Below are 16,477 nucleotides of genomic sequence, written 5' to 3' on the forward strand. Positions count from 1 at the left end.
CCAAGAATTATAAACTTGTATTTCTTTGATAATAATGCTCGAATTAGCACTTTATTAATGCTTGCAAAGCACCAATGGTGAAATTATGGATTTGGCGAGTAAGTTGCTTCTATTATTAGAAGTAACCGAATTAGGCACTTTTGCCAAGGCATCGGAGCACAGACATGTCGACCGATCAGTTATCTCTAAACAAATAGCAAAACTAGAGCAAGAATTAGGAGTTCGAGTTTTAAATCGAACAACACGCTCTCTTTCGCTAACCGCAGCAGGCACAGAGATCGTAGAACAAGCAAAGTTACTTCGAGAGTTATTAAACGAAACCAAAAGACGCGCTCAAAATTATCATTCAGAACCACAAGGTCGACTAAAAATTACAAGTTCGACACATTTTGGACGTAGGTACGTGCAGCAAGCAATTATAGAGTTTCAACGACGTTTTCCGCAGATAGATGTAGAACTTAGGCTTGAAGATCGGTTAGTTGACTTAGTGGGTGAGGGTTACGATATTGGCTTTCGTTTTGGAGAGCCAAAAGACTCAACTCTTATCGCGAGAAAATTAGCACGAAACCGGCTGGCTATTGTTGCTTCTGATGAGTTTTTCAAACGATTTAAAAAACCAGAAACACTAGATGATCTAAAAACCTTACCTTGCGCTATATACTCTTCATCGGGTATGGAAGTTGATCGGCTAAACTTTATAAACGAAAAAGGACTTGAAGACTCGATAAAATTGAACGCAGCTTATCGAGTAAATGACGTGGAAATGTTAGTCAGAACGGCAGAGTCAGGCAACATGTTTGCAGTGGTATCTGCGCAAATGTTAAACCAAGAGGTTATAACTGGAAAATTAATGCCAATTATGACTCATTTAAAATTAATAGACTTTGGTTCACTTTATGCTGTATATCCACATCGTGATTCACCAGTAAAGACACGGTTATTTATTGATACTATTAGAGAATTAATTGGTGATAAAGTCCCAAACTGGGAGTCAAACATTCCTAATTTTGAGTCTATGTATGGAAATGAGCCGCAAGATGGCTTGTTAAATATTTAATTACCATAAGGCGAGTACATTATGAGTAAAGTTGAAAAGAGCGACGCACAGTGGCGCGCGGAGCTAACGCCGGAACAATATGAGGTGACACGGAACCATGGTACTGAGCGACCGTACTCTGGTGCGCTGTTAAATGAAGCCCGAAAAGGGGTATACCACTGTGTTTGCTGCGAACAGCCTCTCTTTTATTCGGATCAAAAGTTTGAGTCACACTGTGGTTGGCCTTCATTTGACGCCTGTTCGGATGATGCAATTAAGTATGTGAAAGACAGTAGTCATGGCATGATTAGAACGGAAATATTATGTTCACAATGTGATGCGCATCTAGGACACATATTTGATGATGGACCAACTAACACCGGTAAGCGTTACTGTGTTAATTCATTATCACTTACATTTCGTAGTATGGAAAATACAGATTAAACCTTTTGGATTGGTGTTTTTACCCCGATAACGCCCATTTAAGGCGCTTATTGTACAGGATAGTTAACGACCCTTTATTTAAAATGAAAGTGTTTTTGTAATATTACATTTAAACTTTCACAATATTAATTTACAATGCCGGCAGTTTTGATTGAAGGGCCTTCAATCGCGTTTTAATTTGATTAAGTTAAAGGGTAGATGTAATGACACTAACTCCAGAACAGCAATACCAACAAAGTTGGTTAGAAAGACAAGATTACGCCGATCGTATGCAGCCAATTATTGGTAGCCTATATCGTAACCACGGTATCGAAATTTGCATATACGGTCGTCCGCTAGTGTCGGCATCTGCGATTGATATTATCAAAGCTCACAAAACAGTAACTAAATATGAAGGTCAAAAACTTCGTCTTCGTGAAAGCTTTGAATTCCTTGAAATTATTTCAAAAATGGATCTTAAGCCTGCAAAAATTGACCTAGGCAAATTAGCGTTCAGAAATCTTTATAAGTTTGCAGGTGAAGGTGCAACTAAAGAAGATTACCTTAAAGAAGAGCTTGCGAGCATTTTAGGTGGCGAAGGCCAAGAACCACAAGACGTTGTATTATACGGTTTTGGTCGAATTGGTCGTTTACTTGCTCGTTTGCTAATTGAACGTAATGGTCCTAACGCTAACTTACGTTTACGAGCAATTGTTGTTCGTGGTGGTAAAGACGGCGACTTAGAAAAGCGTGCAAGCTTATTACGTCGTGATTCAGTTCATGGTCCTTTTAATGGCAGCATTACTGTAGACAATGAAACAAACGTAATAAAAGCAAATGGTACTTATATTCAAGTTATCTATGCAAACTCTCCAGATAGCATTGATTACACAGATTACGGTATTAAAGATGCGTTAATCGTTGATAATACAGGCATCTGGAAAGATGAAGACGGCTTAGGTTTGCACCTTAAATCTAAAGGTACTTCTAAAGTCCTTCTTACCGCTCCAGCGGGTGGTCAAATCAAAAACATCGTTTACGGTGTAAACGAAAAAGATATTAAACCGGAAGATACTATTGTGTGTGCGGCTAGCTGTACAACTAACGCAATAACGCCGGTTCTTAAGGCGATGAACGATAAGTTTGGTATTAAGAATGGTCATGTTGAAACTGTTCATTCTTATACAAACGATCAAAACCTAATTGATAACTTCCATAAAGCCGAGCGTCGTGGCCGTTCAGCCGCATTAAACATGGTATTAACGTCTACAGGTGCTGCTAAAGCTGTATCTAAAGCATTACCTGAATTACACGGTAAGTTAACCGGTAACGCGATTCGTGTACCAACACCAAACGTGTCTATGGCCATCATGAACCTGAATCTTGAAAAGAGCACGTCTCGTGAAGAGTTGAATGATTACTTGCTAGATGTAGCACTGCATTCTGATTTAAAAGATCAAGTAGACTTTACAAGTTCAACTGAAATTGTATCTACTGACTTAGTTGGTAGCCGTTACGCCGGTGTTGTAGATTCTCAAGCAACAATCGTTGATGGTGACAGAGCTGTTCTTTACGTATGGTACGACAACGAGTTTGGTTATAGCTGTCAGGTTGTTCGTGTTATGCAGGAAATGGCAGGCATCGAATACCCTACATTACCTAAGTAAATTATAGAATAGAGCACCGCTTCTATTAAAAGCTGGTGTTATATTTAATCAACCGAGCATTAGCTCGGTTTTTTTTTGCGTAAAATAAGGTTCTCGCTCAAGGTTTAAATGAATATAAGCTATTATGTTATCTAAAATAATGGTTTAAACAGGGTTGTGTTTTTTGCGAAGTATTAAAGGTACATTAACCTCAATCACAGTGCTCGCCTTTATAGCTTTGACAGTTACAATATTACTAATGTCAATGTTAGAGCACGAAAGGCTATATAAAAAATCGGTTATTAATGATTTAGATTCGTTGTCAGAAAACATGTCTAATGATTTGATCCCGATTATAGCGCTCGAGTCTAACGAAATTGAATTAACAACTATGTTGCTGAGGTTAGACGCCTATAAAAATATAAAAGTAGCCGCTATATATGACAGCGAATGGAATTCAAAGCAGGTGTACATAGGCCAGTCGTTATCGCAGCAAAATTCAGATATTACATCCTACTTACCCAGTGACATACAAAGCTTATCTCTTGGTGTATACAGCAATAAAGACAACTTAATTGCCCTGAAACAAGTCGGCGATCCGAGCTTTCCGCAAGGCTATCTATTAATTGTAAAAGATGCACGTAAACCACTAAATGATAGTAACTTATCTCTGATTGTTAATGTCACGCCGATAGTTATTGTGTTGTTAATCATTGTTTTATATTTTGTTTTAAAAATCCAAGGTGACTTATTGTTGCCACTCAATAAACTTTCTAAGTTAGCTAACCTAGTTACAAAAACCCAAGACTACAGCGTACGATTTGACTTCACTGGAAAGTCAGAAGTAAAAAGTCTTGGTGATAATTTTAACAATATGATGGCAACAATAGAGACTGAAACCGATAAAAATGAAAAATATACGCGCCGTCTAAAAGAACAGCAAAAAACCATGCAACGTTTGGCTAATTTTGACTCATTAACGGGCCTGCCGAACCGTTCATTTTTTATGGAAACACTTCGTTTAGAGCTCGCTAAAGCTGAGCGCGAAGGAATAAACGTTACCTTAATGTATTTAGATTTAGATGGTTTTAAGGAGATCAACGACAACTATGGTCATGATGTAGGCGATGGTTTGTTGATTGAAATAGCAAAATTATTACCAAGCTTCTTAAGAACGAGTGATGTTATTGCAAGGTTGGGCGGCGATGAATTTTTAATTCTAATGCACAAAGAGCCAAACGATTATGAACTCGAAGAAATTGCCAATAGAATCGTAAATGGACTCAATAAGCCGATATTAGTATCTGGCTGGGAATTAAATATTTCAGTGAGCATAGGGGTAGCTAAAGCTCAAGACTCGCACTTTAACTTAAGCGACTTCATAACCAATGCTGACATTGCCATGTATCGCTCAAAAATGGCGGGGAAAAATACTCATACTGAGTTTTTACCTGAAATGATGGAAGATAAAAAACGTAAATTACAAATTGCTAATTCTTTTATACCTGCAATTAAAAATAACGAATTTAACGTTTACTACCAGCCAAAGGTTAATACGGACAAAGTAATAGTTGGATATGAGGCGTTAATTCGTTGGACAAGTGAGGAGTTAGGCTTTGTATCGCCGGCTGAATTCATTCCAATATCAGAAAAATCTGGAAAAATAAAACAATTAACTGAGTGGGTAATTCAACAAGTTTGCAAAGACACTCCAACTTTGATCTCACTTCATGAATCAGGGTTAAAGATCGCCATTAATTTATCAGCGCATGATATTAAACGGTCTTCGTTACTAGACTTCATCAAACACCATGTTAGTAGTAACAGTATTTTACCAGAAGCGATTGAATTTGAAGTCACAGAGTCGGCCTATCTTGAAAACTTCGAAGAAGCTGACTCTTTTCTTACTAGCTTAAAAAACTTCGGCTGTAGCATTGCGTTAGATGACTTTGGAACTGGTTATTCATCCCTAGGCTACCTGACAAAAATGCCAATTGACACATTGAAAATCGATAAACAATTTGTTGATGAGTTAGAGGTCTCGGTGCAAAGCACATTAATTACAACAACGATAATTAAATTAGCGAAACAACTAAATCTAACTATATGTGCTGAAGGTGTAGAGACGAATAATCAAATGGACTTTTTAATAAAGCACGACTGCCAGCAACTACAAGGTTACTTATTTGGAAAACCAGAGCCTTTGAGCGCTATTCTTAGCAAACGCCAAAATAACTAACGTGTACTATTTTTTTCCGTCGAAAATAGAACTTTAAGTTTATCCGGTAACGCTTGCTCAGCTGATATGTAGCCAATGCTATTAGGTGAGCTCGTTAGTTGTTTTATGATATCCATCTCGGATGCAAGAGTTTGTGGAGGTTTTTTACGGCCCGTAAATCTCATTTGTGCCCAATATGATTGAATTCTAGACTCAGTCAAACCCAGAACTTTCGTATTAAAAACTACCCTTGCAGAATTATTTGGTGCTAACGCTAATGGTGTTACTTCATAAGTTAATGCTGCACCCATATAAAGGTTTTTTACTTCTCGTTGAGTAAGAGACTCTATTTTTGTATCAACATGTGTAACCAATAAAATGTCATTTGCATAGAGTAGGGTCGAACTAAATAACGCACAGATGCCAAAAACGGTTTTAGTTATGCTTAAGTGACTCATAATTAAAACACCCAAGTAATTGCAACTTGAAAAAGGGTAGATTTTCGATCAAACGATTCATCTTTTATCGTGTAAAAGCTTCTATTATTAGGCTGTCCTTTTAACCAAGTGACGTCTGTTTTTATCGCGATATTTGTTTGCCAATCCCAACGTAATCCAAGACTAGTACTATCTAAAGTGTCCTTAGGCAAGCTGTCATACGTAAAGTTATAGATATTGCTCAACGCATCTAGTTCTTGCGATACACCAAGCGGAATATCAGACGCGCGCCCTGAGTAACTAATATTTGAAGCGCTACGAGTAAGTGAGACGGTAAATGGAAAATGATTGTATCCAATTGTAAGATATGATGATTCTACAATAGGTATCGCTATTTTATTAGGTGATATTTTTGACCACTCGGAACGAATAAAATAGTCTAAAGTGTCATAGTTTATACTGGCTTGATAAAAGCTAACGTCGCCTTTTAACGATAAAGATTCTGCACTTTCGCTAAAACCTATTTGACGAAGTTGATTTGAAAATTCAAGAATTCTGCGGTCACCTGAATTATTGTGGGCTTGGTGAACAGAGGCTCTGAGGCTTAGGTTGTTTGCACTTATATTTGCGATTAAACCTTTCAGATCATCAACATCTACTTCAATTAAATCATCCCCGATGTAATAGGTTCCTTTTTTTGAACCCCAATAGCCTTCAAGGTTAAACGCAAATATACTCACCGGTACGTCGTATCTAAAAAAGATACCATCTACTTCGTCGAACATGTAGTCGTTATAAACTTGTTCTGGCAAGGTTATCCAAGGGTACGAAAACCCGACATTAGAAATATCACTGTAATTAAAAAAAGGGACTTTAAGTTTTCCAATCTTGACCAAAACGTTTTTGTTTGGTTGATAATTGAGTGTTAACCAGCTAATGCCACTGTTACTTTTTGAATTGCTATAAGCGATTACTTGCGAAGATAATGACAGTTGTTCAGTAAATTTATAATCAAATTGTAAACCAAGAAGCGACTCTGATTTGAAACTGAAAGAGTCATCATAGTCGTTATAATTTGCTTTATCAGTATTTAGCTTTCCAATAACAAGCTGACCAAATCCAGAAAAAGAAAATTTATCTTTAGGCGTATTGTCACTGTAAGCATCATCAAATTTGGCGTCTGACGAATACGAAACAAACAGTGTTAGCAAAATCAGCCAAAAAAAAGCAAAAAAGCGCATGGATATAAATACTTAATTAGGGTTTGTATTAAAAGTATAAACCAATTATGTGCGTATGCGAGTTTAACTATTAAGAATCAATGTTGGGCGGTTAATAAACACCCAACATGCTTATGTTTTGATGGAGTAGCTACAAAAGTGAGCTTAGGCGACCTGAGTTAAGAAGGCCCAGAACCAGTCCAGCTCCACCACCAAACAATCCAAGGTAAAGTCCAAGGTAACAACCAATTGCATTTACATTAAACTCTAGGCTTCTAATTTTGATGATAGTTGGGGTTACGTTTAGCTTTGTAAGCTGGTTAATCGTTAATGTGGAACGATATAAACCAAGCCAAAAAAGAACGAATCCCAAGGATGGAATCAACCAACCGTTGGTGAAGCCATAGCCAAAAGCCATAATAATTGCAGTGACAATCATCCATATTGAAGTTTGAAATCTGAGTTTTCGAAGTGCACGTTGCACGCCTAAATCATCAACTCGCTTTATGACCTGTTCCATGGACAGATGGTTTGCGCCTAATGCCAATAATAAAGGCAACAGTATACTTGTAAAAGCCGCCAGAACCTTGGTTCCTAACGAAGTCACTACGCCACTGTTTGTTGATACACTGGCTTTTAAAGATGCCAAACCAAACCCTGATGAAATACCTAAAGACGTTGGGCTTATTGCGGTTAAAATAACCGTGGCTATACCTGCTGGAGCCGAACTATAAACAACATTACCGTATTTATTTAAAATTTGTGGTTTGAGTTGGGTTCTTGCTCTTTCTAGTTTTTTACGGACAAGGCTAGGGCTAATATTGAGCAACTGTGCAACTGCGGTACTGTTTTGTTGCTCTCGATAATACAAAAGAACAATTTCACGAACATCAGGATCCAGTATGTCCAATAGATGCCATATAAGTTGTGATTGCTGTTGTTTTATTAATGCTACATCTTGTTCATCACTACTGTCACAAACTAAGCTAAGTAGATCGTCGTAATTTGGGTGTTGGTTATTCTTTTCGATTTTATTTGAACGAATATAATTTAACGCAGCATATCGTGTTATTTGTCTAATCCAAGGTAAAAAGCTTTGTGGATTTTTAAGTTGGCCAATATCTTGCCAAGCTTTTATGTAGGTCTGTTGAGTGACATCTTCACTTGCCTGAATATCTTTTGTAATAGCAAGGGCGATACTGCTAATTGCATTTTGAGAGTAGTGGATTAATTTTTCAAAAGCCGCCGTTTGACCTTGTTGCGCTTTTTCAACATAAGAGCTCAATTCAAAAGAAGTAGCAATAACGCTATGATCGATATTTTCCATTGCTAGTCTCCTTTTTTGCTAGTGATTGAATGACTCGACTTATTAAAATTAATATTACTATTTTTTACAGAAATGAAGTCAATTATTCTGTCTGTCAGCCAATTGCTATCGTCATACATCACAAAATGTTTGGCGTTGGTATTCATGACTAACTGCGCATCAACTTTATCAAATAACTGCGCCTGGTATAACGCTTTTATATATTGATGTTCGGCTTCAGATGAGAAACCGCCAGATGCGCCAATCACCAATAATCTTGATGTGATTTTATGTAAATCTGGTCTAAGGTCAGTACTCATAACGTCAAAAATACTGTCTCCTAGTGTGGCTGAATCAGACGTTTTTGCCATGTCTAAAATCTCTTTTTGTCCGGTAAGACTATTTGTTTGAACAGTCATACCTTGTTGAGTCATGAATTCAATTTGACTCGGGGAAGCTTGTTTATACATTGTTTTTATTTGCTTCGCTTGATATGCGATGTCATTTATCTCAGTATTATTGTCGCGGGTAAAGATTGGTCCTATAAATGGCAGACCATCAACAGATATTATGTGCGAAAATAAATTAGGTTTCTCAATTGCGGTTTTCATTGACAGTAAACCACCAAGGCTATGTCCCACTACGGCGACTTGTTGAAGCTTGTTGTCTTCTATATATTCAATTAATTGCTCAGAGACGGTTGATAAAAATCCATCTTTATATAGACATGGCGTTTTTCCCGCATTGCCGGCAAGTGAAATTGAGTGAACTTGATGTGTTTTAGATAGTGCTTTTGTTTGAGCCTTCCATACTCTTTGATCGTTGGAAAAGCCTGGAATTAATATGATGGGTTTACCTTGTCCTGTTACTTCACTGTTAATGCAAGATACGGCAAGACCTTCTTTTGTATGCAGTGACTGTTGAGTTGTGTTGTTTTTATTATCTGCTGGTTTCTGGGTTAAGCTCGGCTCTGCATTCGCACAGAGTGGTTTTATAAGTAATGCGGCCATTAATAGCGTCATTTTTTTCATGATGGTTTCCTAGTAAGTAGTCTGTTCACTTACAAAGGCACGACTAAACGGAAAAGTGTGACAATGTTTTGTAATGTTTTGTAATTTTTTTCACAAGACCTTGGTCTTTTAAGCACCACAACGCTCAAACTGTTTTTAAAGGAGTATCATGTTAAAGAACATTACTGTACAAGCTCTTGCGTTTTTTTTGTTATTTCAACTTATCAGCTGGATAAGAGAGTTACCTTTATTATCGTCTGACGACATTGCACCAAATTACACATTAACTTCGTTAGAGGGACCTCAATTTAACAGTCAAGTATTTAATGGAAAACCGACGATCGTATTTTTTTGGGCGCCATGGTGTTCTGTTTGTAAAGTCAGTATGCCTAATTTACAGAGTTTTTATGAAGAGAACGGCAACGAAATCAATGTAGTGAGCATAGCGCTGAGTTATACAAGTAAACAGGAGGTTGTGGATATTGTCGAAAAACAATCACTTACTTTTACTACGTTATTGGGAAATGAGAAAACCGCAACGGACTATAAAATAAAGGGCTTTCCTACTTACTATATCCTTGATGCTAAAGGCAAGGTACATGCAAAGTCGATGGGGTATTCTTCCGAGCTTGGAATAAAAGCCAGAACGCTTACTTTGTGAACATAGATCATTGATCCTAACTATAAATAGTGGCTACAGCTACTTTTTATGTGTTAACCTTTGAAGGATTTTAAAGTTAACGGATCTAAATAATGAGAATAACCAGTAACTTCGATAGCGGTAACATCAAGGTTCTTGATATTACTGATGCAAATAACATTCAATTGTCGATTAACAATGATCACAATTCAGACTTTTATCAATGGTTTCACTTTAAGTTAGAAACAACGGCCGGTGAAGAACATACGCTACGAATTACCAACGCTAAAGATGCCGCGTATCCAGAAGGGTGGCAGAACTATCAAGCAATGGCCTCTTATGACCGTGAAACCTGGTTTCGAGTAAACACTGATTACAATAATGGCGAACTTGTTATCAATCACATTCCCGATTTTGATAATGTTTTTTACGCCTATTTTGTTCCTTATTCTTATGAACGTCATTTAGATTTAATTCACCAATCTCAATTAAATCCTGATACCCAATTAATTACACTCGGCGAGACAATTGACGGGCGAGACATGTCGTTGCTACAAATTGGGGTTCCTGAAGAAGGCAAAAAATCAATCTGGATAACGGCTCGACAGCACCCAGGTGAGTCTATGGCAGAATGGTATGTTGAAGGGTTACTTGACCGATTATTCGATGGAGACGATGCAACTTCACGTTTGTTATTAGATAAAGCGGTTTTTTATGTAGTACCAAACATGAATCCAGACGGCTCAGCGCGAGGTCACCTCAGAACAAATGCGGTTGGTACAAACTTGAACCGCGAATGGTTAGAGCCGAGCATGGACAAAAGTCCTGAAGTCTTTTTAGTTACACAAAAAATGAAAGAAACAGGTGTCGATTTATTTTTAGATATTCATGGCGACGAAGCAATTCCATATAACTTTGTTGCGGGCTGCGAAGGTATTAAGAGCTATGATGATCGTCATAAAGACTTAGAAGAGCGCTTCAAAGCTGCTTACGCTGCAGCCACACCTGAATTCCAGGATGTACATGGTTATGATAAAGATAAGCCAGGCCAAGCGAATCCTACCGTTGGTGCAGCGTGGGTTGGGGAACAATTCAAATGCTTGTCTTACACGGTAGAAATGCCATTCAAAGACCATAATGATGCACCTGACGCAATTTATGGCTGGAACGATGTTCGATCTGCTAAATTTGGTGCAGATGCTTTGACAGCGATTTTTGCAGTCATCGATCAATTACGATAAATAAAATCAGGGCTTTAACGCCCTGTTTTGATATAAAGCAGTAATAACGTAAAACGATAAAAACATAAAAATAACAACTATAAAAATTTATATAACTTTAAAAAGGAATAACCAGTGAACGCATTTAACGATTTACTCTTGTTTCTTGATGGCATTTTAGGGAGCTCACCATGGTTTCCTTACGTGCTGTTAGGCGTGGGTATATTTTTCACCATCTATCTTAAGTTTCCACAAATTCGTTACTTCAAACATGCTTGGAAAGTAGTGACCGGAAAATACGACAAAAAAGGTGCGGAAGGTGATACTAACCATTTCCAAGCATTGTCTACAGCACTATCTGGTACGGTAGGTACAGGTAACATCGGTGGTGTTGCACTAGCATTATCAATCGGTGGCCCAGCTGCTTTATTCTGGATGTGGATGACGGCGTTCTTCGGTATGACAACAAAGTTTGTTGAAGTTACCTTGTCACATAAATACCGAGTAAAAACAGAAGATGGCACTATGGCTGGTGGTCCAATGTACTACATGGATCGTCGCTTAAACATGAAGTGGTTAGCGGTTTTATTCGCTATCGCGACGGTTGTAAGCTCATTTGGTACAGGTAGTTTACCTCAAATCAACAACATCGCTCAGTCAATGAATGATTCATTTGGTTTTGACCACATGTTAACTGGTGGTGTGTTAGCTATTTTGTTAGCGCTGGTTATTTTAGGTGGTATTAAACGTATTGCTTATATTACGTCTCGTGTCGTGCCAATCATGGCAACACTTTACGTAATTGGCGCGCTTAGCGTTATTTTATATAACCTTGAAAATGTAGGTCCTTCGTTTATTTCGGTATTTCAAGATGCCTTTACTGGATCTGCTGCTACCGGTGGTTTTGTTGGCGCTGCATTTGCGTATGCGTTTACAAAAGGTGTTAACCGTGGTTTGTTTTCTAACGAAGCGGGTCAAGGTTCTGCGCCGATTGCGCATGCTGCAGCTAAAGCTGACGAGCCAGTATCTGAAGGTATGGTTTCAATTTTAGAACCGTTTATCGATACGATTATCATTTGTACATTAACTGGCATGGTAATTCTATCTTCAGGCGCTTGGCACGAAAAGCATGAAAATGACTTCCAACGTTCAGATATGCTTATTTTGGCAGGTGAATATAGCCAAAAGAATGACACTGACTTAACGTCGATATCTGCATACTTAAATGAACTTGGTTCAGATGTTAAGCCGTATCAAGGCGAAATTATCGTTAAAGAAGGTAAAGCCGTTAGTGATGGTTTCACTATTTTGAATTCACGTTCATTTGCCGAAAACGTTGTGTTCTTGTTACCTGGAGAACATGTTTATAACGGTAAATTAAACGTGATAGATGGTTTGTTAAAGAATAAAGAAATTATCGTCAGAGGCGACTCGTTGATACATTCTGCGTCTTTAACTACCGAAGCCTTTACTAGAGGTTTTTTTGGAGAGTCTGGTAAATATATAGTAACCATTGGTCTATTACTATTTGCGTTCTCAACGGCAATTGCTTGGTCTTACTACGGTGACCGTGCAATGACTTACTTGTTGGGTGCCCGTTCAGTAATGCCATATCGTGTTATTTATGTTGCTGGCTTCTTCTGGGCTTCATTTGCAGATACGTCATTAATCTGGAACTTGGCCGCAGTAGCTATCGTTGTAATGACGCTACCTAACTTATTAGGTATTTTCTTACTACGTAAAGAAATGAAAGAAACAGTAGATGACTATTGGGTTAAGTTTAACGACGAGCATAAGAAAGATAATTAATGCCTTTGGTTGTTAAACTTAACACGTAAAAATCGAGTAAAAGCATCTTAGGTAACTAAGGTGCTTTTGTTTGTTTAATACACCTAAGTTTTATTATTTACAGGATTTAAAAATGGCAATTATTAAATGTCCACAGTGTGGTAAGTCAATTTCAGATAAACAGAAGGTATGTCCGCATTGTGAATTGGATATGACCAATTTGACTGAGGAAAAAATCCATAGCCTCAGTAAAATTCGTTCGATTAAGTACAATCAGTCATTACAAACTCATCAGTTTATTGCAATGTTATTGTTCTTAGCTGGATGTTTTTCGTATTACAACATTGAAGATAATACCTCGCCGCAATTTGTAGCGGCACAAGCAAGTATTTTAATTGGCTTTATTTGGTATATTGTAAATAGATTTAGAATAATTTGGGCTAAGCGAAGCCGCAAAAAGTAGTAGAGCAGAATATGAACCTTGATCAAATGTTAGCGGCGGTTACGCCAGAAGTTTATGAAAACCTTAAGTATGCGGTAGAAACAGGTAAATGGCAGAATGGCCAAAAACTCACGGATAAACAGCGCGAAGATTCACTGCAGTTAGTCTTGGCGTATCAAAGTAAAGTGGCTAAATCAAAAGAACATTTTACCGTTGGTGAGAACGGTGAAATGGTTATGAAATCAAAACGCGAACTTAAAAAAGAGTTTCTTTCTGAAATGGATATAGCAAGGTTTGATCAAGATGATATTTAAGCGTTTATTTGCAAAAAAGAAATGGCAAAGCACTAAAATTAGTGATCGTATTAGTGCTGTCAGTGAGTTGGACCGCCTGAATGGCGAACAAAAAAGTATTCTTCATGAGTTAGCATTTAACGACGCTGAAAAATCCGTTCGACGAGCCGCACTTGAAAAACTCAATGACTTTTCTTTATTTTGGCAAGCCGCCAAAAAAGATCCTAATGAAGACGTAAGCCGATTTGCCCTTAAACACATTCGAGATGCACTCGTTGCACCGCAGTCGGAGATCATTGAACAAAAAGAAAAAGTCACCTTCATCAAAGAGTGTAGTAATGCAAAGTTCATAGACGAAATAAAGTTTTTATTGCCGAGTGAAGACTTAGTGGAAGTTGCGTTACAGCGTTTAGATAAACAAGACTTATACATTGAGGCTCTGTTGCAAGGGCGCTTGTCTGCTGAGACTGCAACAGCTGTTGTCGAGTCAGTTAACGATTTGCAAACGTTAAAAAAGCTTCAGAAGAAATTATCTGGTCAATCGCAGATAAAAATAACCAATAAAATTAGTGAAGTAGAGCAACACACAATTGCACTGTCTCAAGCAGAGAAAAAATCTCGATTAGTACTTGCGCAACTTAATGCTTTGAAAGATAAACAAGACTTTGAAGACATATCTCTACAATATCAAAAGTTAAACCAGGATTGGCAAGCGCAGTTACCTTTAGTAAACGAACTAGATAAACATGTAAGTAATGAGCTTAACGCTAAATATGATGCCATTAATAGCAGCCTTAAAGATAAGCTTAGTTTTTTAGAGGTTGCGCATTTAGAGCAAAAAGAGCAACTCGAACAGTTAGAGCAGCAAAAGCAATTAACAGCTGAAATTGAGTCTGAATTAACTCAATTTGAAAATGAACTGAATGACCTAGTTAGTGAAGGCGGAGAGATTAAGCTTGGAATGACTGAAACGTTAGCAGTGCTAGCGGATAAGATAGATAGTGCCAATCTAACCGATAACGAAAATAACAAATTAAGTCAACGTATTGATAAATTACAGCGTGGCTTTATCGATTTGCCTAAAATTAAGTTATTACAAAAAGAGGCAATAGATACAATCGAAAAGATTGAAAGCATTGATCTACCATCGTCACTAGAAACGTTAAATACTATAAAGCCAACCTTTAAAGAGCTAAAAAAGAGCTGGTCCGAATTAGAGCAGTCAATTTCAATAAGTCATGCCGTTACCGAACGATATAACATTGCATCAGCGGCACTCGATAAATCGATAAAAAAACTTGAAGCTGAGCAGAATAAACGTTTTTCTAGTTTTAAACGCAAGCAGTCGGAGTTAATGCAGCTTATTACTGATGGACGTTTTAGAGAGGCTTTTGGATTATTTAATAAATTACAAAAGTGGCATGGTGAGCTCAACGTATATCAACAGACTCAAATTGAAAAACAATGGACTGACAGCAACGTTCAAATAGAACAGTTACGCGACTTAGAGCAGTCAATTGCTGAGCCTAAACGTCAAGAATTACTAGAGCAAATTGAAAAATTAGCGAAACAACCGTTAGTTGACGCTTCAGAACAAGCTCATCGAGTAAAAGTATTGCGAAGTGATTGGTTATCTCTTGGGCGAATAGACCGAGAAGACCCATTAAATCTTCAATTTAACGAATTTTCTGAACAAGCCTTTGCAGTTTGCCGTGCATTTTACTCTGAGTTAGAACAAGAACGTGAACAAGCGTATCAAGCAAAGTTACTTGTTTTGGAGCAATTGGAAACGTTAGCGAACAACCTTGCAAATGAAGAGGTGAGTAGCTGGAAAGAGGTAGAGCTATTAAATGGTAAATTGACAAAGCACTGGTTTGACATAGGGCTTGTTGATAAGTCAAAAGTATCTGAGATAAACGAGCGCTTCACAGTCGCAAGTAAATCCATAAAAGCGAAAATAATCGAACAGCAAAAAATCAATCAAGCTGATAAACAGGCGCTGTTAGATAAGGCAAAACAAATTTCAGATTCTGACACGCCACTTCCAGATAAAGCAAACAAATTGAAACAGTTGCAGTCGGACTGGAAAAAGATTGGTTTTTGTGGCCGTAAAGTTGATGATAAATTGTGGGGTGAGTTTCGTTTAGTTAACAATGCCGTGTTTGACGCACTAGGGGAGCTTCGTAATGCAAACCGAACTCGTTCTACAGAGATTAAAAATGATTTGATAACACAGCTGAATGCCTTCACTGAACAGCTCAAATCATTATCCCAAAATAATGAAGCTAAAGCGCTTGGGCAACAAGTTAAAGAATTGGTTATATCCAAGTTTGAACTTGAAAAAAGTGATTATGAGCGTGTTTTAAAGGTTAAAAACACATTACTAGAAAAGATTGAAGAGACAGAGCAGTCTTTAAGAAAGAACATGCGTTTAAATCAATACGTCATGCTTTTTAATGCATTGGAAGATTTAGCAAGCGGTAAAACGATAGATACTAGTGTATTAAAGCCTTCATGGTCTAATGCGTTAAACGCGAATAGCAAGGTTGACCGCTTAGAAGCAACACTAAAAATGGAAATCATTGCTGAATTAGAAAGCCCTGAATCTGAACTACCTCAACGCCAAGCTGTACAAATGTCTATGATGACAGAAAAGTTAGAGTCAGGAACATCTTATAGTAAAGATGAATTACTTGAAGATTGGTTATCTGCCGGCGCAATATCGAGTGATGATGTAGCCCTGATATCAAGAGTACGTCAAGTATTCTCTATCTAACCCAATCGCTATCAGCGACGAA

General features: G+C 37.7%; 14 protein-coding genes. 10 read left to right on the top strand and 4 right to left on the bottom strand.

The features are described from left to right. Positions 1-85: 85 nt before the first annotated feature. From ACZ1GV_RS05665 to ACZ1GV_RS05680, 4 genes are all read left to right on the top strand, one after another. Positions 86-1,057: a LysR family transcriptional regulator gene (locus ACZ1GV_RS05665; protein WP_472675615.1), complete on the top strand. Its 972-nt coding sequence runs from the start codon at positions 86-88 to the stop codon at positions 1,055-1,057. 21 nt (positions 1,058-1,078) lie between these two features. Then, complete coding sequence (gene msrB / locus ACZ1GV_RS05670) at positions 1,079-1,480, top strand: peptide-methionine (R)-S-oxide reductase MsrB (RefSeq protein ID WP_472675616.1); 402 nt, start codon at positions 1,079-1,081, stop codon at positions 1,478-1,480. 203 nt (positions 1,481-1,683) lie between these two features. Beyond that, positions 1,684-3,126: a glyceraldehyde-3-phosphate dehydrogenase gene (locus ACZ1GV_RS05675; RefSeq protein ID WP_472675617.1), complete on the top strand. Its 1,443-nt coding sequence runs from the start codon at positions 1,684-1,686 to the stop codon at positions 3,124-3,126. A gap of 163 nt (positions 3,127-3,289) precedes the next feature. Then, the gene (locus ACZ1GV_RS05680; protein ID WP_472675618.1) at positions 3,290-5,344 is read left to right on the top strand and encodes an EAL domain-containing protein; all 2,055 of its coding nucleotides are present in this window, start codon (positions 3,290-3,292) and stop codon (positions 5,342-5,344) included. On the opposite strand, the gene ACZ1GV_RS05685 is transcribed toward ACZ1GV_RS05680, so the two are convergent. The 4 genes from ACZ1GV_RS05685 to ACZ1GV_RS05700 all read right to left on the bottom strand — a co-directional run bounded on the left by ACZ1GV_RS05685 (position 5,341) and on the right by ACZ1GV_RS05700 (position 9,317). Then, positions 5,341-5,781: a type 2 periplasmic-binding domain-containing protein gene (locus tag ACZ1GV_RS05685; RefSeq protein WP_472675619.1), complete on the bottom strand. Its 441-nt coding sequence runs from the start codon at positions 5,779-5,781 to the stop codon at positions 5,341-5,343. The two genes, ACZ1GV_RS05680 and ACZ1GV_RS05685, sit on opposite strands and share 4 nt — an antisense overlap. Positions 5,782-5,783: 2 nt before the next feature. Then, positions 5,784-7,001, bottom strand: coding sequence for a hypothetical protein (locus ACZ1GV_RS05690; RefSeq protein ID WP_472675620.1), 1,218 nt, complete (start codon positions 6,999-7,001; stop codon positions 5,784-5,786). A gap of 130 nt (positions 7,002-7,131) precedes the next feature. Continuing rightward, on the bottom strand, positions 7,132-8,307 hold the full coding sequence (locus ACZ1GV_RS05695) for an RNA polymerase sigma factor (RefSeq protein ID WP_472675621.1): 1,176 nt from the start codon (positions 8,305-8,307) through the stop codon (positions 7,132-7,134). Positions 8,308-8,309: 2 nt separating this feature from the next. After that, entirely contained in the window at positions 8,310-9,317 is a 1,008-nt protein-coding gene (locus tag ACZ1GV_RS05700; RefSeq protein WP_472675622.1) for an alpha/beta fold hydrolase, read from the bottom strand. Positions 9,318-9,465: 148 nt separating this feature from the next. On the opposite strand from ACZ1GV_RS05700, the gene ACZ1GV_RS05705 reads away from it, so the two are divergent. From ACZ1GV_RS05705 to ACZ1GV_RS05730, 6 genes are all read left to right on the top strand, one after another. Then, positions 9,466-9,957 (top strand): TlpA family protein disulfide reductase, encoded by a 492-nt coding sequence (locus ACZ1GV_RS05705; protein WP_472675623.1) that lies wholly within the window; start codon positions 9,466-9,468, stop codon positions 9,955-9,957. 92 nt (positions 9,958-10,049) lie between these two features. Further along, positions 10,050-11,177, top strand: a complete 1,128-nt coding sequence (locus ACZ1GV_RS05710) for a M14 family metallopeptidase (RefSeq protein WP_472675624.1) — start codon at positions 10,050-10,052, stop codon at positions 11,175-11,177. 114 nt (positions 11,178-11,291) lie between these two features. Then, positions 11,292-12,965, top strand: a complete 1,674-nt coding sequence (locus tag ACZ1GV_RS05715) for an alanine/glycine:cation symporter family protein (RefSeq protein ID WP_472675625.1) — start codon at positions 11,292-11,294, stop codon at positions 12,963-12,965. Positions 12,966-13,077: 112 nt separating this feature from the next. Beyond that, positions 13,078-13,407, top strand: a complete 330-nt coding sequence (locus tag ACZ1GV_RS05720) for a zinc ribbon domain-containing protein (RefSeq protein WP_210559583.1) — start codon at positions 13,078-13,080, stop codon at positions 13,405-13,407. Positions 13,408-13,418: 11 nt separating this feature from the next. Further along, the gene (locus tag ACZ1GV_RS05725) at positions 13,419-13,700 is read left to right on the top strand and encodes a YeaC family protein (protein WP_210559582.1); all 282 of its coding nucleotides are present in this window, start codon (positions 13,419-13,421) and stop codon (positions 13,698-13,700) included. Further along, the gene (locus ACZ1GV_RS05730; protein ID WP_472675626.1) at positions 13,690-16,455 is read left to right on the top strand and encodes a DUF349 domain-containing protein; all 2,766 of its coding nucleotides are present in this window, start codon (positions 13,690-13,692) and stop codon (positions 16,453-16,455) included. The genes ACZ1GV_RS05725 and ACZ1GV_RS05730 overlap by 11 nt, the downstream gene beginning before the upstream one ends. Positions 16,456-16,477 lie beyond the last annotated feature (22 nt).

This window comes from Psychrosphaera sp. HA2-10, from assembly GCF_055693745.1.